Annotated in this window: 24 protein-coding genes; 7 read left to right on the forward strand and 17 right to left on the reverse strand. The window is 39.3% G+C overall.

Features of this window, described 5'->3' with window-relative positions:
* Nucleotides 1-124 precede the first annotated feature (124 nt).
* A complete protein-coding gene (locus tag LJY09_RS16370) occupies nt 125-754 on the reverse strand; it encodes a LysE family translocator (RefSeq protein ID WP_098112352.1) in 630 nt (209 codons plus the stop codon).
* A 27-nt stretch (nt 755-781) separates the two neighbouring features.
* Entirely contained in the window at nt 782-1,615 is an 834-nt protein-coding gene (locus tag LJY09_RS16375; RefSeq protein ID WP_165636480.1) for an AraC family ligand binding domain-containing protein, read from the reverse strand.
* A 202-nt stretch (nt 1,616-1,817) separates the two neighbouring features.
* On the opposite strand from LJY09_RS16375, the gene LJY09_RS16380 reads away from it, so the two are divergent.
* From LJY09_RS16380 to LJY09_RS16410, 7 genes are all read left to right on the forward strand, one after another.
* Nucleotides 1,818-2,639, forward strand: a complete 822-nt coding sequence (locus tag LJY09_RS16380) for a sensor histidine kinase (RefSeq protein ID WP_098112354.1) — start codon at nt 1,818-1,820, stop codon at nt 2,637-2,639.
* The gene (locus LJY09_RS16385; RefSeq protein ID WP_033580507.1) at nt 2,640-3,281 is read left to right on the forward strand and encodes a response regulator; all 642 of its coding nucleotides are present in this window, start codon (nt 2,640-2,642) and stop codon (nt 3,279-3,281) included.
* A gap of 177 nt (nt 3,282-3,458) precedes the next feature.
* Entirely contained in the window at nt 3,459-4,451 is a 993-nt protein-coding gene (locus LJY09_RS16390; protein WP_228307328.1) for a glycerophosphodiester phosphodiesterase family protein, read from the forward strand.
* 156 nt (nt 4,452-4,607) lie between these two features.
* The gene (locus tag LJY09_RS16395) at nt 4,608-5,987 is read left to right on the forward strand and encodes a PepSY-associated TM helix domain-containing protein (RefSeq protein ID WP_228307329.1); all 1,380 of its coding nucleotides are present in this window, start codon (nt 4,608-4,610) and stop codon (nt 5,985-5,987) included.
* 29 nt (nt 5,988-6,016) lie between these two features.
* On the forward strand, nt 6,017-6,481 hold the full coding sequence (locus tag LJY09_RS16400) for a FixH family protein (protein ID WP_228307330.1): 465 nt from the start codon (nt 6,017-6,019) through the stop codon (nt 6,479-6,481).
* 140 nt (nt 6,482-6,621) lie between these two features.
* Complete coding sequence (locus tag LJY09_RS16405; RefSeq protein WP_098112357.1) at nt 6,622-7,044, forward strand: NucA/NucB deoxyribonuclease domain-containing protein; 423 nt, start codon at nt 6,622-6,624, stop codon at nt 7,042-7,044.
* Nucleotides 7,045-7,198: 154 nt separating this feature from the next.
* Complete coding sequence (locus tag LJY09_RS16410) at nt 7,199-7,552, forward strand: DUF1516 family protein (RefSeq protein WP_223272376.1); 354 nt, start codon at nt 7,199-7,201, stop codon at nt 7,550-7,552.
* A gap of 40 nt (nt 7,553-7,592) precedes the next feature.
* On the opposite strand, the gene LJY09_RS16415 is transcribed toward LJY09_RS16410, so the two are convergent.
* The 15 genes from LJY09_RS16415 to LJY09_RS16480 all read right to left on the reverse strand — a co-directional run bounded on the left by LJY09_RS16415 (nt 7,593) and on the right by LJY09_RS16480 (nt 20,824).
* On the reverse strand, nt 7,593-8,186 hold the full coding sequence (locus LJY09_RS16415; protein WP_228307331.1) for a hypothetical protein: 594 nt from the start codon (nt 8,184-8,186) through the stop codon (nt 7,593-7,595).
* A 152-nt stretch (nt 8,187-8,338) separates the two neighbouring features.
* Nucleotides 8,339-8,995 carry a TetR/AcrR family transcriptional regulator gene (locus LJY09_RS16420; protein WP_028414499.1) on the reverse strand — a complete coding sequence of 219 codons (657 nt, stop codon included), beginning with the start codon at nt 8,993-8,995 and terminating at the stop codon, nt 8,339-8,341.
* A gap of 22 nt (nt 8,996-9,017) precedes the next feature.
* Nucleotides 9,018-10,295, reverse strand: coding sequence for a glycosyltransferase (locus LJY09_RS16425; RefSeq protein ID WP_099000380.1), 1,278 nt, complete (start codon nt 10,293-10,295; stop codon nt 9,018-9,020).
* Nucleotides 10,296-10,627: 332 nt separating this feature from the next.
* A complete protein-coding gene (locus LJY09_RS16430) occupies nt 10,628-11,113 on the reverse strand; it encodes a hypothetical protein (protein WP_108674790.1) in 486 nt (161 codons plus the stop codon).
* Between the two features lie 78 nt (nt 11,114-11,191).
* A complete protein-coding gene (gene fsa / locus LJY09_RS16435) occupies nt 11,192-11,860 on the reverse strand; it encodes a fructose-6-phosphate aldolase (protein ID WP_099000382.1) in 669 nt (222 codons plus the stop codon).
* 49 nt (nt 11,861-11,909) lie between these two features.
* Nucleotides 11,910-12,803 (reverse strand): phosphogluconate dehydrogenase (NAD(+)-dependent, decarboxylating), encoded by an 894-nt coding sequence (gene gnd / locus LJY09_RS16440; RefSeq protein WP_014459235.1) that lies wholly within the window; start codon nt 12,801-12,803, stop codon nt 11,910-11,912.
* A gap of 30 nt (nt 12,804-12,833) precedes the next feature.
* Nucleotides 12,834-14,828: a transketolase gene (tkt, locus tag LJY09_RS16445; RefSeq protein ID WP_228307332.1), complete on the reverse strand. Its 1,995-nt coding sequence runs from the start codon at nt 14,826-14,828 to the stop codon at nt 12,834-12,836.
* A 28-nt stretch (nt 14,829-14,856) separates the two neighbouring features.
* Entirely contained in the window at nt 14,857-16,359 is a 1,503-nt protein-coding gene (gene zwf / locus LJY09_RS16450) for a glucose-6-phosphate dehydrogenase (protein WP_028414505.1), read from the reverse strand.
* A 445-nt stretch (nt 16,360-16,804) separates the two neighbouring features.
* Nucleotides 16,805-17,176 (reverse strand): hypothetical protein, encoded by a 372-nt coding sequence (locus LJY09_RS16455; protein ID WP_034328210.1) that lies wholly within the window; start codon nt 17,174-17,176, stop codon nt 16,805-16,807.
* A 267-nt stretch (nt 17,177-17,443) separates the two neighbouring features.
* Complete coding sequence (locus LJY09_RS16460) at nt 17,444-18,298, reverse strand: GAF domain-containing protein (RefSeq protein ID WP_028414507.1); 855 nt, start codon at nt 18,296-18,298, stop codon at nt 17,444-17,446.
* Between the two features lie 306 nt (nt 18,299-18,604).
* On the reverse strand, nt 18,605-19,171 hold the full coding sequence (locus LJY09_RS16465; RefSeq protein ID WP_028414508.1) for a GNAT family N-acetyltransferase: 567 nt from the start codon (nt 19,169-19,171) through the stop codon (nt 18,605-18,607).
* 233 nt (nt 19,172-19,404) lie between these two features.
* Nucleotides 19,405-19,794, reverse strand: coding sequence for a VOC family protein (locus LJY09_RS16470; RefSeq protein WP_028414509.1), 390 nt, complete (start codon nt 19,792-19,794; stop codon nt 19,405-19,407).
* A 5-nt stretch (nt 19,795-19,799) separates the two neighbouring features.
* Nucleotides 19,800-20,174 carry a hypothetical protein gene (locus tag LJY09_RS16475; protein WP_228307333.1) on the reverse strand — a complete coding sequence of 125 codons (375 nt, stop codon included), beginning with the start codon at nt 20,172-20,174 and terminating at the stop codon, nt 19,800-19,802.
* Between the two features lie 63 nt (nt 20,175-20,237).
* Nucleotides 20,238-20,360: a hypothetical protein gene (locus LJY09_RS27695; RefSeq protein WP_266105040.1), complete on the reverse strand. Its 123-nt coding sequence runs from the start codon at nt 20,358-20,360 to the stop codon at nt 20,238-20,240.
* Nucleotides 20,361-20,371: 11 nt separating this feature from the next.
* Complete coding sequence (locus tag LJY09_RS16480) at nt 20,372-20,824, reverse strand: hypothetical protein (RefSeq protein ID WP_226313302.1); 453 nt, start codon at nt 20,822-20,824, stop codon at nt 20,372-20,374.
* Nucleotides 20,825-21,047: the final 223 nt, after the last annotated feature.

Raw genomic sequence — 21,047 nt, forward strand, 5'->3', positions numbered from 1 at the left:
ATGTTCACCATACTAATAAAAAAATCCGAACGAGTTTGATTCTCCATCAAGAATCAAACTCATTCGGATCTTCCTTCAACTAACATATTTTTATCCCAGCCTCTTTTTTGCTTACTAGCTACTATTACACGATTGTTCTTATTCCAAAACCAATCAGCAGCACTCCGCTGCATCTCTGAAAAGCTTTTTGAAACATCGGTTTTTTAAGCCATTTTTTCACGTAATCTACTACATACACTAAGATTAAAAACCAACCTACCGCTATGAGTGTAAGAATAAAACCAAGCATAAGCAGCTGCTGATTCGTGTGAGCATCCAAGTTGATAAACTGTGGCATGAATGTAATATAAACCAATACCGTTTTAGGATTAAGAAAATTACTAAGAGCTCCCTGTATGTATGATTCTTTATAGGCGTGATTAGATGAAGGCTTAACAGCTTTTTCTTCTTCTGAAATGTGCTCCAATGAGAGCGTATTTTTTGTCAGAAATACCCTGATACCTAAGTAAAATAAATACGCGGCACCTATATATTTAATGGTGTTGAACAGATACACCGACTGCGCGATAGCAACAGACAAGCCAAGCACAGCAATTAACGTCCAAAACGTGAGGCCTGTAGCCATGCCGAGTATGGTAAAACGTCCTGCTTTTGCTCCGTGATGAAGCGTATTTTTCATGATAAGAATCGTATCAGCACCAGGTATCATTGACATAACCAGCGCCATCAGCATATAAGCAGCTAAATGATCCACAGTTCTTCTCTCCTTTTTAAGCTATTGCTAGCATTCTGTTTTCTTTTCACTTTCAAAGATTTTCATGTATTGTTTTGGCGTTAGCCCCACCTGACTTTTAAAAAATCGAGTCAAATGACTTTGATCACTGAATCCAGTTAAAAAGGAGACGTCAATCGGTTTTTGTCCCTGTTCTAGAAGCTTTTTAGCCTGATTGATTCGAACTGTTTCTAAGTAGCTGTATGGAGAGATTCCTTTTTGCTTTGTAAAAGAGCGCAGCAGCCGGTATTTGCTCCATCCAATTAGCTTACTTAATTCATCCAGCGTGATCTTGTTTGTATAGTTGTCTTCCAAATAGCTGCAGATTGTTTTGATTTCATCAGACGTGTCAGCAGCTGACGAAAAAAAGGAAAGGTTTGAATGATCGTGCATGAGCTCTTCTAGCAAACATAAAAATAACTCTTCTTTCTTAAACTCATGTTCACCATTTAAAATTTGTAAATGAAGCTCTTTTAAACTAGAGACAGCCTCACTTCTTTGTACCACATTGCTGTTAAAACGCGGAAGACTTTCACTTCCGTTAATGTCAAAAACAGCTTTTTTCATCGCGTCTGGCGTCACGTTAATACAGCGATAATCAAGCGTTTTGCCGTCTATTTGTTCACAGCTATGGACATCATACGGATTAAACAGCAGCAAATCGCCTGGATTAATGATGTATTCTTTGCCTTGGCAAATTAAATGACGCTGACCTTCTTCAATAAATCCAATCACATAATACTCGTGAAAATGAGCAGGAAACTTTTGCATAATTCCTTTAAAACGATAAGCTTCAATATGTAAATCAGCGTCAACGTGCGCTGTCCGAATTTCTTTTGCCATTAATAAATCACTCCTTGTCACATCTTAAGCTTTTTAACCATACCATTGACTCGAGAATTTTTCTTGTATGATATTGCAGATAAGATTTTCTTTATTAACTTTATCCACTCACCCCTAAGAGTGATTTCTCTTCTTTCCTCTAGTAATTTTCCGCTCAAATGATAAAATATAGACACATTTTATGGATGAAAGAAGGGATACCGTGAAATATAGACAAATTAAATGGCTGATTTTGCTTCTTCCAACTCTGACCATCGCACTTTGGGAGTATGTTCGCCATGCCTTTTTGCTTCCTTACATCTCAATGGACATGGGAAATGTTCTTTCTCCGCTGCTTGTCTTTTTTGTAACGCTTGTGTTTGTCCGCTATTTATTTTCTATTTTAGAAAAAATACAAGAAGAACTAAGGCAAGAAAAAGAAAAGAAAGCTGCGCTTATTGAGCGTGAAAAATTAGCTCGTGAACTGCATGACGGCATTGCGCAGTCGCTGTTTCTCCTATCTGTTAAAATGAACAAGTTCGGAAGAAAAAACAACTTAGAGCAGGATCCTGATTTTATCCGAATGAAGCAAACTCTGCAGCATGTTCATGACGATACGCGCCAAGCGATTACAAATTTAAAGCACTCTCCTTCAGACTCTTCAGAAAGCTGGACTGAAAGCATTCATCAATACGTCGATGATTTAACACATACTCATTTACTAGATATCAATTTAGATTGGAGACTGTCAGAAACAACGCTTTCGAGAAAAGAAAAAAATGAGCTGTTTGCCTGTGTGAAAGAAGCTGCTATGAACGTCATTAAACATGCAAAAACAAATAAAATCTGGATTACAGCCGGTGAAACGGCAGGCGGATGGATTTGTGAAATTACAGATTTCGGTATAGGTTTCACCTCTGAATCTCTTAAGGCCGGTCTTGGTCTGCAAATTATGAAAGATCGTGCCAAAGATATGAACTGGGACTTTTCCATTCAACGAAAACAGAACCAGACCATTGTTAGTATTAAAAAGGAGGTTACGTAAATGCAGCCGTTTCGTATTTTGATTGTAGATGATCACGCTCACGCAAGAGAAGGCATTCGCGATATTTTAGAAGAATATGAAGATTTTATGATTGTTGGCGAAGGAACCAACGGGCAGGAAGCAATCGAACTAACCGAAAAATTAATGCCTGACATTGTGCTAATGGATATTAAAATGCCCGTGATGAATGGATTAGAAGCGACAAAACAAATTAAGCTTCAGTTTCCGTATGTTAAAATCGTGGTCATCACGGTTTCAGACGATATTACGGATTTGTTTGATGCGTTGAAAAAAGGAGCCCAGGGCTATTTGTTAAAAAACCTGCAGTCTGAAGTGTGGTACGACTATTTGCGTGCGTTCGCTTTAGATGAAGTTCCTATGTCAAAAGAAATTGCGTTTCAAATTTTAAAAGAGTTTCCGCAGGAAACATCGATTACAAAGCCAGACACTCCCCTGTCTGCACGGGAGCTTGAAGTGCTTCAATTAGTGGCTAAAGGACTGTCAAACCGCGATATCTCGGCGCAGTTATTTATTTCTGAACACACGGTAAAAAGCCATTTGAAAAATATTTTAAGCAAGCTTCATTTAGAAAACCGCGTGCAGCTGACAAGCTATGCGTTTCAAAATGGCTTAATGAACTAACAGCTTTTACGAGCTGTTTTTTTGTGTCTTGGTAGATGTAAAACATTCTATTTTTCCATAAATTATCTGAAAACTATCATAGAATTATTAGCATCGGGATATTGAAAGTCAAAGCCGATTCTTATAGGATTTTTTTAGAAGTAAGCATTAAAATTAAACAACTACTTGGGGGATGCTATGAAATTTTTGAGAGCGCTTTTCAAACGAAAATCTGTATGGTTTATTTTGATAGGAACCGCTGTTTTTGTATACATAAACAATAGCTCTTTATTGACAAAAAGAAGCGGACAGCCTCTCCTTCTTGCTCATAGAGGTGTAGCTCAAACGTTTAATATAAAAGGCCTTCAAAACGACACGTGTACAGCGGAACGCATCTACAAACCTAAGCATTCGTTTATAGAAAATACAATTCCTTCTATAAACGAAGCCTTTAAAGACGGTGCTGACATAGTCGAGCTTGACGTTCACATTACAAAAGACAATCAGTTTGCTGTGTTCCATGATTGGACGCTCGATTGCCGGACAAACGGAACGGGCGTAACACGAGATTACACCATGGCGGAATTAAAGAAGCTTGATATTGGGTACGGCTACACGGCAGACGGAGGAAAAACACATCCTTTTCGCGGCAAAGGAGTTAACCTTATGCCTTCTCTAGACGAAGTAATGAAATACTTTCCGCACCAATCTTTTCTTATTCACGTAAAAAGCAATGATCCTGAAGAAGGAAAAAAACTAGCAAAGTACTTGTCACAGCTCTCTAAAAAACGCTTAACAAACATCACTGTGTACGGAGGAGACGAACCGATTGATTCGCTGAAAAAAGCGATGCCCAATCTAAAAGTTATGTCAAAAGCAACGATGAAATCTTGTCTTATTCCGTATATAGCAACCGGGTGGACCGGATACGTGCCTAAAGCATGCGAAAACACTGAACTGCATATACCTGAAAAGATCGGACCTTTTCTGTGGGGATGGCCAAATCGCTTTTTAAATCGAATGGATCACAGCAATACCCGGACGATTATTGTAGGCGGAAACGGAAGCGAATTTTCCACAGGATTTGATTCTGCCAAAGACATAAAACGCCTTCCAGCTAATTATTCAGGTGGAATTTGGACAAATCGTATTGACCGTCTAGGTCCTTATTATGAAAAGAAAAAGGAATAAACGAAAAAGCATCTGCCCTTTCTACGTGAAGCAGATGCTTTTTTTATCCATGCCCTCCCTTTATAAGTCCCAACAATCACTCTCAGGGGTGATGGCTAATTCTCCCTTTCCTTCTATAATAAAAGCACGTTAGTTAGTAAAAAGGAGGAAAAAACGATGCAGGAAAAGCGCGAAGAATCAGCGAGTACAACGAAAAAGAGCACGGCGCGTTCTCAAGGTCTATACAAAGCCATATGGCGCTGGCATTTTTATGCAGGTTTAGTGTTTACTCCGTTTCTTCTTATATTAGCTGTTACTGGCGGGATGTATTTATTCAAGCCTCAAATTGAAGAAAGACTGTACCACGACTTGTATCATGTACAAGCTCAATCACAGTCCGTATCCCCTTCAGCACAAGTACAGGCTGTAAAGGAAAAGTATCCAGACGCTGATGTGTTGACGTATAAGCCCAGTGAGCGCTCTACTCGTTCTTCAGAAGTAGGAATTTCATTAAAAGACCATACATATACGATTTTTGTTAACCCTCACAATGGTCACATCATAGGAAAAGTAGATGATTCCAGTCGCTTAATGAATCAAATTGAAGAATTTCACGGAGAGCTGATGGCAGGAACAGCAGGTGATCGTATCGTAGAACTTGCGGCCTGCTGGGCAATTGTCTTAATTGTAACCGGCGCTTTTTTATGGTGGCCGCGCAAAAAAGACAAAATAAAAGGCGTGCTGATTCCTCGGTTTTCAAAAGGTAAAAATGTACTGATACGTGACCTTCATGCAGTACCGGCCTTTTGGATTTCAGCGGGGATGCTTTTTCTCGTACTAACAGGACTTCCGTGGTCAGGACTGTGGGGCAATGCGTTTCAGCAAGTCGCCACAAACGCAGGTGTTGGGTACCCTCCGTCTATTTGGGTAGGAAGTGCTCCTACTTCAACCGTGCAAACAAAAGATGTTGCGGACGTGCCTTGGGGAGCTGAAACGTTAGAAGTGCCAAGCTCCACAGCTTCGCAATATACAAAAGTATCGCTTGATGACATTGTAGGTATTGCAAAAGAACAGCATATGCACGACGGCTATACCATTTCTATTCCGCAAGACGCTCAAGGTGTGTATACGCTCTCCGTTTTTTCACCAAGAGCTCAGGATGAAGCCACCATTCACCTTGATCAATACACCGGAGCTGTGTTAGCGGATTATCGGTATGACAACTATGGATTTATGGGCAAATTGATTGCGCTTGGTATTACGCTTCATAAAGGCACACAGTTTGGATTTATCAACCAGCTTATGGGCCTTATTATTTGTATCGGAGTTGCTGGTATCGCTATCAGCGGAGCCTTACTGTGGTGGAAGAGAAAACCAGCTAAAAACATGGGGGCTCCTAAAGTTCCTGAAGGAAATGCAATGCGCATCATGACGTGTATAATCGTCGTGTTTGGTATCCTCTTTCCTTTAGTCGGACTGTCTTTGATTATCGTGTGGCTTTTAGATTTTTTTGTTATCAAACGAATTCCAGCATTGAAGCGATTTTTAAACGCATGATTGATGAAACGATGTGAGGTGCAGTAACAATGAATAAATGGAAAATGTCCGGATTGGTCATACTCAGTACGCTTGTGCTTTCCGCGTGCTCTGTAAACAGTGACGCAGACCAGCTCTACAAGCAGCAAAAGCCTCTGTCAGCGCATGTGATGCTTCCTGAAAATATAGAGCCACAGAGCACACAGGTGTTAGAAGTCCATGTCATGCAAGAAAACAAAACGGTGAATGACGCCAAAAGCGTTCAGTTTAACGTGTGGAAAAAAGATGCTCCCGGTAAAGTTGAAACAGCAAAGGCACATTATGACGGCAGTATGTATAAAGCAAAAGCAGCCTTTAAAGAGGATGGTATTTACTATATTAAAACCGATATTAATGCTCGCGGTGAGCACATCCTGCCTACTCAGCAAGTCGCAGTAGGCAAATTATCAAAAGAAGAGTTACATTCACTGCAGCCAGCTGAAAACGAAACGCATCATCACCACTCTCATCATTAGACATAAGCTCACGTTCATCAGCTGAACGTGAGCTTATGTTTGTCTTATGAATTCTAGCTAGTTCCATTATATGTTTTTACATTTTTTTCTTATTACTTTACAATAAGAGTGATAAACGTTTTATAAAGGAGTTTTACAGGTTGAAAAAAATTGTTTCTGGTATTTTAATTTTAGTAATAGCCGTTATTGTTATGATTGAAGGAAATCCGTTAGAGCAGAACTCTTCAACGAATACCTCCTACGATGAAGTCATTACCTTCCCTGCTGATCGTTACCCTGAAACTGCAGCGCACATTCAACATGCAATCGATAAAGGAAAATCGGCTGTTTGTACAATCGATCGAGACGGTGCTGAAGAAAACCGCCGTGAGTCTTTAAAAGGCATTCCGACTAAAAGCGGCTATGACCGAGATGAGTTTCCGATGGCCTTTTGTGAAGAAGGCGGAAGCGGTGCAGATATTGAATATGTAAAGCCTTCAGACAACCGAGGCGCCGGGTCTTGGATTTCACATCAAGTAGATGAGTTTCCAGACGGTACGAAGGTTTTAATTGAAGTGAAGTAAAAAGAATGGTCATTGCGACCGTTCTTTTTTTATGTTGAGAGCCTGTATAAGAAAAAGAATAAAAAAGGAAGAATTGTTCTTGCCTAAAGATACTATTCACTTTTAAAATAAAAATGTATGTTATACATATATGCATCATCGTTTTATAGGAGGAATGAGTTTCTTGGACAATCTATGGCAGCAGTTACTTCCTGCCTCATGGCAATTAACTTTATTTATTTTCTTTTTTGTCTATATCTTGCGCTACAAACAAGAGAATAAATTCAGCATGCAGCTTCACGTGCTGCTTAAGTTTCTTTATGCCGTTATTTTGATTTTAAATGCGGTGTTGTTTTTAGTGGAAAGTCAGCGCGATTTTCTTTTTTATGCAACGCTTTTCATGAGTATCCTGACAATTATTTTGATGGAGTTCACGCTTTCTGCAAAAAAACAGAACGAGCTTGATTTTATTTCAGCCGTTTCTTGCTGTGTTCTTCCGATTTTTATTTCTTTACTTGAACTTAGTTAATGAACCAAAGGCCTCTGGTGATTCAGAGGCCTTTTTGATGTTATTGATCTTTGTTGTTACGGTCCATCATATCTTTTGGATCTTCTACAATATCTTCTGGATCACGGTTGTTGTCTTTTTCATCATCTTTATAGATGTTGTCATTTTTATCTACACCAGGTACGTTATTGTTGTTATTCATATTGTCTAAACCCGTGTTGACAAACGCCACGTATACTTTGTCAATTTTACTATCTGCTTCTCTCACACGGTCCGCAATTTTTTGTTCAAAATCAGTTGAAACTTCATGATAAGTATCGCCGTTATACGTTACGGTGTTCACCTTGCCGTTATCGCTGTTGTCCGCTGCGTCATTTCCCGCTAAGTCTACCGTTACATAGGCATTATTATTATCGCGAAGCACATACGCATCGTCAACTTCCTTCATATCTTCTACATTTTGCGCTGCTTCAACTGACTTGGTCGGCTGATCAGTATTATCCATTGGAATATTGTTATCAACCCCGTCGTTTGTAGAAGTGTTGCGTAAGTCATTTTGAGTATTGTCCATTGCGTTGTTGTCTTTATTTCCTCCACATGCAGCTAAGCCTGAAAGAAAAAGAACTGAAGAAGCAATGATAAGCCCTTTTTTCATTTTTTCCATCTCCTTAAATATAGTTTGCAGTCGTATTATGCTTAATTTTTGCAAAACTATTCAAAGGAGACGAAGAAGTGAGTACCTTTTTTCTCACTATACTTACCGCTGCTAGCCATACGATAAGGAACATTTCAAGATTGCAGCTGTACTTATTCACCTAACAGCTTTCGGACAGCTACTGACAGCGTATTGATATGACGTTCTACGTTTGCCTCTTCTGCAACTTGTTTCTGTTCATCGACGTTGTAAACCGGCGCTGGATTTTGTGTAATTCCATTAATCGTTGTAGCCATAAAAGCTAGCAGATCATCTGTTGGTACAGCCGGAGAGAAATTCTTTACTTCTATTTGTTCCGTAATAAAGTCGTGAAGCTTTTTTTGAATATATTTAAGGTTTGATACTTCAACTAGCTGATTTTCAATTTTCATAAAACGCTGAGGGTCTTTTGAATACAATGCTACTAGTTCAAAGTAAATTTCTCCTCCTGCTGTCATTGATTCCTGGATATGCTCTCCAATATACATAATGAAATCATGCAGCATTTCAAAGGAGTCTTTCTTTGTCTGAAGCAGGGCTTCAATTTTATCTTTTACTTTATAGCTGACGCTTTCTTGATTAAGAAGTCCGACAAATACTTCATCAAGGTTTGAAAAATATTTGTACACGCCTCCTTGACTCATTCCAGCTTCCAAAACGATATCTCGCATGGCTACATCATGCACCGGTTTGCTCTTGCATACTCTTTTGGCTGCTTCTAAAATCTCTTGCTTCTTTTTTTCAGCGTATCCTTCCCTTACTTTTGGCATTTTTTTCACGCTCGCTTACTGTTTATTTATTCCCGAATGTCTCGAGTGTATTAATAATCACCTGAGCTGCTTTTTCGGCTCCTTGCTCAGCTCGGATTTGTTTTCCGATTTCTTGTGCTTTGGATTGAATTTCATTAACTTGCGTATAGGAAATAGCTGCGGATAATTTTTCAGCCGTCAATTCTTTTCTAGGAATGGCTTTTGCTCCAGCTCCCAGCTCATAAATTTTTCTTCCCCAAGCGAATTGGTCATTTCCATAAGGAATAATAACACTTGGAACGCCAGCTCGAAGGCCTTCGGCTGTTGTTCCCGCTCCTCCATGATGAACAACGGCAGACATTTTAGGAAACAGCCACTCATGAGGGATATCTTTTACAAATAAAATGTCTTCTGTTATCTCCCTCGTATGATTCATTCCACTTCCTCCTATATTGATGATACCTCGTTTCCCGGCAAGTTTTAAGGCTTTAATCACTAAAGCAGTCGTTTCGCCTGCGTTTTTTTTATCCCCAATACTTCCAAATCCAATATAAACCGGCGGTTCTCCATTCTTTAAAAATCTTTCCAGCTTCTCTTCCGGCTCATAGCTATGGTCACTGTCCATAAACCAATTTCCGTAGGAATGAACGTGTTCAGGCCAATCTTTAGATACGGAAAATACGGCGGGACTTGATGAAATAATAGTTGGGTTAGCTGCTGTACGCTGCTTTGGGTACGGACATAAAAAATCTTCAGGTCCTTCTCCATGCTGCTGAACCCAATATTTTTTTAAAGGACCACTTACTACTTTCCAAAATCCCCATTCAAAAATGCGATGCGTCAGCTTATTGTATATTTTTCCAAATCGTGGTCGATCATAAAAAATTAAAGCTGGATAGTCTTTTGTTGGTGTCATTGGAAAAGGGCTGGCTAAGATACTTGGTATATTCATCTCTTTAGCAGCAAAGTAACCAATTGCCGCACCTGGATGATATACAATTGCATCGGCTCCTTTGCATGCTTTGTGCAAATCTTCTTGTATATTAATCATCATACCCATCATCTTTTCATTTTTTAAGCTTGAAAAAAATTTGAGAGGATTGTCTGCATTAATTGCGTCGTCTGCTGCTCCGCTCTCTATAATTTTAGAAACATCTCCTCGAAGCATGGCATATTCAAACCCGTACGATTCTATGAAGTTTTGGTAAGCTTCTGAAGCGGCAATTCGTACACGGTATCCTTTCTTTTTTAACTCTAATCCTAAAGCCATAAAAGGCTGGGTGTCTCCTCGAGTTCCTGTTGTTAACATCGTAATAAGCATCATTTCAGCCTCCTTATATTAAAACGACAACTATGTCGTTTTAATATAATGTACCCTTCTCCGATTAATTCGTCAATAAAAACGACAATATTGTCATTTTTATTGCTACCCTTTATTTTCCTAAGGCTCTTTTCGTAAAGTTACATAGTTGAATTTGCTTGTCTTAAGTCCAAAAACGTAACATAGATGTCTTTAATCATTGAGAAAGCGCCTCCTGAAAGAGTATTCTAAAGATAACGCCCTCTTTATAAAGAATGAAAAAAAGATGCTTCGGGTTTTAAACGAAGCATCTTTTACCTATTAGAGCTATGAATAGTTACCTATTTTTCAAGTTAAACTGCTCGTGAAGCAGCTAATTTCTCGATTGGGGCTTGTTCAATGTCTGCTGCTGAAATATGCAGCAACTTTTCTAAAATAGCCGTTATGCCCTCATTTGTTTCATTAGTTTTTTTACAGTCATTAATATGCTGGTTTAATTGCTTTTTATAAGCCTCGGTATGAATGAGCCAATGACTTAAAAGCTCTTTTGTTGCCGTTCTTTCGTCTTCGCTTTTAGCTCCAAATAAACTTTCCATATCAGGTTCTTGAATAATTAGCTTACTAAAATCTTCGCTTACTGCAAGCCAAAAATAGTTTTTTTCGTATTCGTAATATCTGTGTTCTTTTAATAAAAAGTAGCCAATTTCAAATTCAATGCGATAGAGCGGCTGGTTAACTTTCGGCGCATGAAGGCTTTTAAAGTTAATATGCTCTGCATCGTCTACATAAACTTCTGAACCGTATTGGGTTTTAATAATTTTAGCGTCTACTGTATTCATGATGTTTACCTCTTTAGGGATATTATGAGAGAACGCGTGCATTCTTTTTCTAGAATGCGCACGTTCTTTATCTTTTACTTAGTTTTGAACAGCGTTTTTCCAATCAGCCGCAAACTTTTCAATTCCTTGTTCGGTTAAAGGATGTTTAACAAGCTGCTCAATTACTGAATACGGAATGGTTGCAATATGAGCTCCGGCAAGGGCTACGCGTGTAACGTGGTCCGGATGTCTTACAGAAGCCGCAATGATTTGAGAATCGATATTTTGAATGCGGAACAGCTCGGCAATTTTAGCCACAAGCTGTACGCCGTCTTCTGAAATATCATCAAGGCGACCAAGGAATGGAGATACATACGTTGCACCTGCACGAGCTGCTAAAAGCGCTTGGTTTACAGTGAAAATAAGCGTTACGTTTGTTTTTACACCTTTTTCAGCAAGGTAGCGAGTCGCTTCCAATCCAGCGAGTGTCATTGGAAGCTTAATCGTAATGTTTTGATCTCCGCCGTTAATTTTGATTAATTCTTCTGCTTGTGCAATCATGTCTTCTGCTGTTTCGGCATCCGGCGTCACTTCTGCTGAAACGGATTCTACTTCTGGAACGGTTTTTAAAATTTCTTCAATACGATCTTCAAACTTTACGCCTTCTTTTGCAACAAGAGAAGGGTTTGTTGTGACGCCAGATAAAACGCCCACTTTGTATGCTTTTTTAATATCGTCAAGGTTTGCAGTATCAATAAAAAATTTCATTTTTTCATTCCTCCATTAGTTTTTTTTACTATACCCACTATTTCACTTGTTATTTCTTTTCCACAGCATGACCGCCAAACTCGTTTCGAAGCGCGGAAACTACCTTTCCTGTAAAGGTATCATCTTCAAGCGAGCGATAGCGCATCAGTAAAGACATCGCAATAACCGGCGTAGCTGTTTGAAGGTCTAGAGCCGTTTCGACCGTCCACTTCCCTTCACCAGAAGAGTTCATAACTCCTTTGATGTCATCTAGCTTAGCATCTTTAGAGAATGCATTTTCCGTTAATTCCATGAGCCATGAACGAATAACTGACCCGTTATTCCATACTCTCGCCACTTTTTCGTAATCATAGTCGAACTGGCTTTTTTCAAGAACTTCAAATCCTTCTCCGATTGCTGCCATCATGCCGTATTCAATGCCGTTATGAACCATTTTTAAAAAGTGGCCGCTCCCTGCTTCTCCAGCATATAGATATCCGTTTTCTACTGCTGTATCGCGGAAGATAGGTTCAACAATTTCCCACGCTTCACGATCTCCGCCAATCATATAGCAAGCTCCGTTACGAGCGCCTTCCATTCCGCCAGATGTTCCAACGTCCATAAAGCGAATTTTGTTTTCTTTTAACTCGTTATAGCGTCGAATAGACTCTTTGTAATGAGAGTTTCCGGCTTCAATTACGATATCTCCTTCAGCTAAAAGAGGAGATATTTCACTAATAACAGAATCAACAACCGTATGAGGAACCATCAGCCATACGACTCTTGGCGTTTCTAATGACTGAACAAGCTCCTGTAAGCTTGATACTCCTGACGCACCGTACCCTTTCATTTGTTCCACTGCGTTTGAATTTACGTCAAATGCTACAACGTCATGACGCTGATCCAATAAGTTTTGTCCTAAGTTAATCCCCATTTTCCCTAAACCAACTAATCCTACTTTCATGTGAACAGCTCCTTCTATTTGTCTAATTGTTTAAGCCTTTAGCAATTCTTTTGCTTGTGCCACTACGTTTTCTTCTGTAAATCCAAACAGCTTCATCACATCAGCTCCGGTTCCTGAAGCACCGAATGTGTCAATAGCTAACACTTTTCCTTTCTGTCCTACAAAACGTTCCCAGCCAAGTGAAATTCCCATTTCTAGAGAGATTCGTTTTGAAACAGATTCAGGCAAGATGCGCTCTTGATACTCTTTTGACTGTTTGCCAAACAGCTCCCAGCTAGGCATTGCTACAACTCGAACAGATGTACCTTCACGCTCTAGCTGAGCTTTTGCACTGACCGCTAGTGCTACTTCAGAACCTGTGGCGATGAAAATCATCTCCGGGTTATCGTCTGTTTCAGTTAATACGTAAGCACCTTTAGCTAGGTCGTTGATATTTTGTTTTGTTTCTTCAAATACAGGCAAGTTTTGACGGCTAAGCACTAAGGCTACAGGACCTTCCGCTTGCTGAAGCGCGTAAGCCCAAGCGCTTGCTGTTTCGTTTGCATCAGACGGACGGATTACGGTAAGCCCTGGAATTGCACGAAGAGAAGCTAAATGTTCAACGGGCTCATGAGTTGGTCCATCTTCTCCTACTGCTATGGAATCATGAGTAAATACATATGTGACCGGCAGCTTTTGCAGTGCAGCTAAACGAATCGCTGGACGCAAGTAATCATTAAAAACAAAGAATGTGCTGACAAACGGCTTCACACCGCCGTGAAGGGCCATTCCATTACCGGCCGCTCCCATTGCATGTTCACGTACGCCGAAATAAATATTTCGATTACCGAAATATCCGGGTGCGTAAGGGCCTTCTTCTTTAATGTCCGTCATCGTGGAATGTGATAAATCAGCACTGCCTCCAAAAATAGATGGCACAGATTTAGTGAAATAATTAATAGCTTCTCCGCTTGCAACACGCGTCGAAATCGCTTTTTCCGATGAGAATGTTAAAATATCATTCACTTCAATTAGTGCCTCACCAGTAATGGCACGTTCTAATTCATCTGCCAGCATAGGGTATTCTTTTTGGTAAGAAGCAAACAGTTCGTTCCACTCTGCTTCTGCTTTCATCCCTTTTTCTTCTAGCTTTTCAAAATGAGCTTTTACTTCTTCTGGAACATAGAAGTTTTCTTCAGCGTCCCAGCCGTAGGCTTGTTTTGTTGCTTTTGCTTCTTCTTCTCCAAGCGGATTGCCGTGTGCTTTATTTGTTCCCGCTACTTTTGGACTTCCGTAGCCAATAATTGTTCTCACTTCAATGAGTGTTGGCTGTTCCGTGTTCTGTTTCGCTTTTTCGATGGCGCTTGTGATTTCATCCACGTCATTTCCATCTTCTACACGTAAATACTGCCAGTTTGCAGATTCCGCTCTTTTTTGGATATTTTCGCTAAATGAAAGATTTAATTCCCCGTCTAACGAAATATCGTTGGAGTCATATAAAGCAATAAGTTTACCAAGCTTCATATGGCCAGCCATTGACATCGCTTCATAAGAAATGCCTTCCATTAAGTCACCATCGCCTACTAACGTATACGTATAGTGATCAATAACAGAGAAATTTGGTTTATTAAATTTTGCCGCTAAATGAGCTTCTGCCATTGCCATTCCGACTGCATTTGCAATTCCTTGACCTAAAGGACCTGTTGTTGCTTCTACGCCGTCCGTATGGCCAAATTCAGGATGACCCGGTGTTTTACTATTTAGCTTGCGGAAGCCTTTTAAATCTTCTACTGATACATTGTATCCGCTTAGATTCAGCATGCTATACAGCAAGCTTGAGCCATGACCGGCTGATAAGATAAAACGATCTCGGTTAAACCAGCTTGAATTTGCCGGATTATGCTGTAAGTGATTCGCCCACAGCGCATAGGTCATCGGAGCCGCTCCCATCGGAAGTCCCGGGTGTCCTGAATTAGCTGCGTTCACCGCGTCAATTGACAGGGTACGAATCGTATTAACTGCGAGTGTATCTATGTTGGTACTCATGTGTCATCCTTCTTTCGCTTTGTTTGTATTAAACTGGCTGCACTTCGCGTGATTGACTTGCTGTTTCTTCATCCAACCACCATTTAAAGCCGTCTTTTTCTACCAGTGCATGTGATGCATCAGGGCCGTATGAACCAGCAGCATATTTGTGAAGCGGCACTGTATTTTCCTGAAATGCTTCAAGAAGCGGCTGAACCCATTCCCAAGCTAGCTCTACTTCTTTCCAATGAGCAAAAAATGTAGAATCTCCGGCGCATGCATCTGCAATAAGGCGTTCATATGCTTCCGGTGCTCCTTCTTGCTGACCTGAAAAATTAATTTGTACAGGCTCAATATGACCATGATTAAATGGATTTTTGCTGTTTAACTGCAGCGTAATATTTTCGTGCGGGTTAATTTCAATGATCAACAGATTTGGAGATGTTGTTTCTCCTTTGTCTAAGTACAACTCTTTTAGCGAGTCTTTGAATTCAATAACAATTCGCGTCGCTTTTTCCGCCATTCTTTTCCCTGTACGAATGTAGAAAGGAACGCCGTTCCAAAGCGAATTATCGATATATAGTCTGGCTGCTAAAAACGTGTCCGTCTGAGAAGATGGTGATACACCGGGCTCATTTATGTAGCTCGGCACTGAAGCCCCGTTTATTTTTCCAGCCTCATATTGACCGCGAACAACGTCTAGATCCATATCTTCTTTTACAAGCGGACGAAGCGCTTTTAACACATTTATTTTTTCGTTTCGAATATCATCAGCGCTAATGCGGGCCGGTAAGTGCATAGCCGTCATCATCAGCATTTGCAGCATATGATTTTGAACCATATCTCGAATGGCTCCTGAATGGTCATAATAGCTTGCTCTTTCCTCTACGCCGACCGTTTCACTTGCTGTAATTTGTATATTCGCAATATGTTCGTTATTCCATAATGATTGAAGAATAGGATTAGCGAATTCCAGCGCTTCTAAATTTTGTACCATCGACTTGCCAAGATAGTGGTCAATGCGGTAAATCTCTTCTTCTTTAAACGCTTTGCTTAAGTTTTCGTTTAATTGACGAGCTGACTGTAGATCATGGCCAAACGGTTTTTCAATAATTAACCGTTTCCAACCTTTTGTAGCACCTAAGCCACTGTCTTTAATATGCTCGGCAATCGTACCAAAAAATTCTGGTGCAACGGATAGATAAAACATTCGGTTGCTTGGAATGTTTCGTTCCTCTTCGCGTGCTTCTACTAGATTTAACAACTTTTTATAATCTTCAGCATTCGTTGCATCCAATGGGCTGTAGCGAAAAGCTGAAAGAAAATGCTGCATAAGAGATGAATCTTTTTCGACGCGACGTGAAAAAGTATGAATAGACTCTTTTACTTTTTCCTGAAAGTCAGCGTCGGACATCTCCCTTCTGCCTAGTCCTACAACAGAAATTGATTTAGGGATTTTCCCGTCTACAAATAAATTATAGAGTGCAGGATAAATTTTGCGTTTCGCTAAATCACCTGTTGAACCGAATAAAACAAAAGTCATCGCTTCCATATCTCTTCCTCCTGTTAGGAAAAATATAATCTTTAAAAAGTAACTTTTCTTTCATTCGTTACTTTATGTAACCTATCTTATTCCTGAAATATTTTTTCGTCAAGATATAAAACTCATAAAAAATCATTTCAATTTTCTTTTGTTCTTTAAACCCTATAGCCGCTTATCTTAGATAATTTATGGAAAAATAATGAAAATACTTTTTAGTTGAATTTAGAAAATAAATCTGCTTTAATGGATTTGATAGAATTGTATGAAAGTAAAAGCATACATAATGTTTGCATATGTACCAAGGGAAAATATCAAAAGGTGGAAGTAATATGGAAGCTCAGCTAATCAAGATGCCTGAAGATCTATCTGTTTTTCACATAGAAAAATCGTAGCTCAATCCAAAAGAGTCACCGGAAGTTGACCTCTTTTTTTGAGCTACACTCACACTTTAACTTTAATGCGTCACTGCGACAAGAAGCATAAGCATCATATAGAGGTTAAAAACAGCAAGTAAAACAAGAACGATATAGACTAGTTTTTTACCTATCTTACCTAAAAAGTAGACGTTGACTAACATAAAATACACGCCTGCTGCGCACAAAACGAACGTAAGAAACTCTTTACACTCGTTCAATGTCATTTGAAAATCTTGATTATAGTAAATTCGGAGATCTTTACTAATAGCGAACGGCACGGTCCACCACCTGATCAAAATTCCAATAAACATAAGTATCCCTATTGTGTTTAAAGTGGACTGAAGTGTTCTCCGCTGTTTCTTTCTCATATCCACATCCGTTTGTGCGGACCTTTTAAAGTTTGTTCGCATGTATTTCCCCCCCATGATGTTTTTGCATACAGCAAAAAGGGTCATCAGCCATACACAGGTCTCTCCCCCGGCTATTTCTTACACCACCAAAAGGTGCGTAATGATCATCACGCAAGGCTTCAATGAAGCTACATTCTTTATCTATATTCACTTTATGCTGCATTTGATGCTTTCACAGCTTCTGAGCATACCAGCTTGTTTTTCGTTTCGTATTGAATTATATACATACACAAAAATAAGCCCTGGCTGATAGAGCCAAGGCTTGGTTCATGTTTTGATTAAGTTATACCCCACACATTGAAGAGCTTGTTGAATATTTTTCACGACTTTTAACTGTAAGTTTCTCAAATCATGATTTTTAGTTTGCTCTTTCGCAAATGTGGGGGTTACACCTGTTATAACTGCTTGAGCACCCATGAGCTGAAGTGCTGTAATCATTTTCAAGAAGAAATTCGGAAACTCTTTTTCTCTCAGAAGCAGCTTCGATAAATCAATGATAAAGTAATCTATTTCATTATGAGCTGCATCGTGAAGCACATCTGTCATAATCTGATCCGCACGCTCTTTATCAATAATACCTTGAAGAGAAAGAATCGAAACCCCCTCTGTAATCGGAATAATTGGGACGCTTAAAAATCCCATCTGATATCGTGTTTCATCCAGATCGATCATATGGGATAAGATACCTGCCATTGATTGTAAAAAAGCGATATCTTCTCCTGAAAATTCTTTTTCTTCCTTGTCCATTACACAGAGTGTTCCAAATACATTTCCTTTTAAATCTTTTAATGTAACACCTAAAAAACCTTTTACCTGCAATTGATCCGTTACTTCTAGCTGTCTTGTAACGGCATCCTTCATCAGATTTGCCGTATGCATAACGTCTCCGTCATTCATAATAATTAAGCGGCAGTATGTACCTCCGTATTCAACGCTGTATCCTTCAGGAATAATCTCTTCCTTCTCGTTATATGAGCTGAGGACCGTCATCGCTGTTTCTCCTCTTCTAGTTACGTACGTTGTGCTGACATTCAGCTGTTTGGTAATAACCTCAAATAATTTTTGCGAAACAGACCGCAGTGAATAAAAATGAGGAACTTTATTTTCTCCATCAACGTTCATTTAGTTACCTCCATCGCAACTATCATTCTCTCTGCCATAAGTGCATTCTTTCATAAAGATACGCACAGCTTGGCTATAACTTTTTTGTAGTATGAGAGAGGACAGCTATATTGCCTATTTTCTATCTTATACATACCAGATTTGACATATGACATGATTTCACATAAGAAAAACTTCTTCCGTTCATGAAGGAAGAAGTTTTAAATTATATAAAAATCTCACACGTCCCCATTTTCCCTCTATTCCCCATATTAGGATATATCAAACTAAACTGCCTAGTTCAATGACAACATAGCACAAAGGGTATTAGAGCTCCTGCTTCATCTTTTTGTTCCATTCTCTTCGCAGAATTCCCATTTTGACGCTATCAAAATATTCACCGTTTACGATACGTGCTTCTCTGATTCTTGCTTCTTCTTTCATACCTATTTTTGCCGCTGTTTTGATCATTCTGATATTGCCTGACCACGTAGACATGCCGAGTCTATGCAAAGGTGTAAACTCAAATAAAAAGTCGATCCACATTCCATAAGCTTCTGATCCATATCCTCCGCTCCAATAGTCTGAATCGTAAATGACAATTCCAGTTTCCATCCAGTTTGTACGTTTGTCCACCCAGTAACAGTTCACCGTTCCTACAGCTATTTCATCAATAATAACCGCAAGCATTCGGGGAACTGATGGATAAATCTCATACTCTTCTTCCCATGAATTCATATACTTTTCTTTCGTCAGCTTTCGATCTGGTATGTACGGAGCATTCCATTTTTTCGCTTCTTGTTTTTTCTCTTCGTATTTCCAGTAATAGAGCGTATTAACATCTTCCTGTGTCGCTTCTCTTAATAACACTTTTTCTCCTATTAATTTTATCATGAGAGGCATTACTCCTTGATTTATGAAATGGCTTATTAAATTTTAGAAACTTAAAGCGACTCTTAATACACGTTTATACAATCATAGCGTTAAATAATGAAGAAAAGGAGTAAATTTATAAAGAATAGTATTGCTACTGCCAATCAGCAGATGAAAATGAAAAGTAACTTATCCTGCTTTGCCTGTAAAACACCGAGACAATATATATGCTCCCGGTGTTTTTTGTTTTTGCTCTATTTATTATTCGCGTTTTCCATAACTGCAAAATAGTTACCTTCACTGTCTGAAAAATTAAAGACTTTTCCTGAAGGCATCGATACAATTTCTCCCACCGTTACGCCTTTAGCAGTTAAATCTCTATATAATTCATCCACATTCTCCGTAAAAAACAGAAGCGAAGGTGTCCCGACATTTAATTCCGGCTGCATTTTTGCTATTAGCTGTTTGTTATGAAGGATAATGGTTGTTTCAGCACCCGCTACCGGCGCTAGCTCAATCCACTTCATGCCTTGTTCATTATTTTGTTCGGACATAACCTGAAATCCCATTTTTTCTGTCCAAAACTTTACCGCTTGATCTTGATCGTTTACATACACCATAATTTGACCGATTTTTTTAATCATTGCTTTCACTCCTTCGATATAGATGAAATAATTTCTTTTGCTACTGTATCTGCCGACTTTTCCTTTGTGTAAATTGTTTGCTTTGCCAGCAGCTCATTTGACGGATGCGTTACAAAATGTTTGTTAAGCTTAAAAACATCTTCATCATCCGTTATTTGCTGCAGTCTTTGATGTAATAGTTGTATGGACTCTTCTTTATCAGCACTGGGAAGCAATAAAAATAGAGACTGATAAGGTTTTAATATCTTTTCTACTTGCTGAAACAGTCCCATGTCTTCGTAGACCGAGTGACCGGCGCCAAAATCAATGACCGCATGTTTGTACTCTTCTAGTATTCTTTTAACGGCATAGGCTTCAAACGGCTTCCAATAGGCGTACATACCCTGAAACCCTTGTTTTTCTCGAATGTCCTGCTGTGTTTCTTTGCTGAAACCTATTTCCTCTTAGTAAGAAAATCGCACTTCGTCCATTGAGCACTGAGGAATACTTAGTTTTTGCGCTACTTTTTCACCAACCGTCGTTTTACCCGCGCATATAGGTCCAATGAGAATAATAGGGGGTTGCATAGGCTCTCTCCTTATTTCACTTCCAATACAAACGCGTACGATGCATCTCCATTAGATACATTTTTTTGACTTTCATCCATCCACCACACTGAATATGAGTAGTAGTACGTGCCTGATTCAGAAGGTGCTTTCAGCTTATTTTTCTTCAGTGGTATTTCCACTTCATGGCTGTTTTGTATTTGTGCCATATGCTTTTCGTTGGGCTGCCGCTTATACTTGATAACAAGCGATAGCGATTCATTTGCTTTTACTTTAATCGGCTGTTCTGTTTTTAACAATTCTAAAGGGCCTGCTTTATCCACACACGTGTTTTTCCAGCAGTAAGTGCCAACTTTTGTTTCATAAAGATGGTTGCTTGCTTCGAGATACGCTTTTGGCGGGAATTCTTCAAGAAATCCACTGCTTGAACATCCTGTAAAGCTTGCTATGATAAGTCCACCTGCAGCTGTCTTCCATTTCTTCATCATTTCATCACCTTTTTACTATTTCTTCATTGTTCTGTTATCTCCTGTTTCTTACTTTCTAAATAGCATTGCTTTATTTTCAATACACGCTTTTTAATAAAATGGAATATGAATACCTAACTGATTTACTAATAAAGGAGTGAACGTATGAAGGCGCCAAACCGAGACGACAAATATGCACATGATGAAGAACGCAAAAAAGTGCTGCTCTTGTCAAGAGCAG

The organism is Priestia sp. J2, assembly GCF_020790095.1.
In the GTDB taxonomy this organism is placed as follows: domain Bacteria; phylum Bacillota; class Bacilli; order Bacillales; family Bacillaceae_H; genus Priestia; species Priestia zanthoxyli.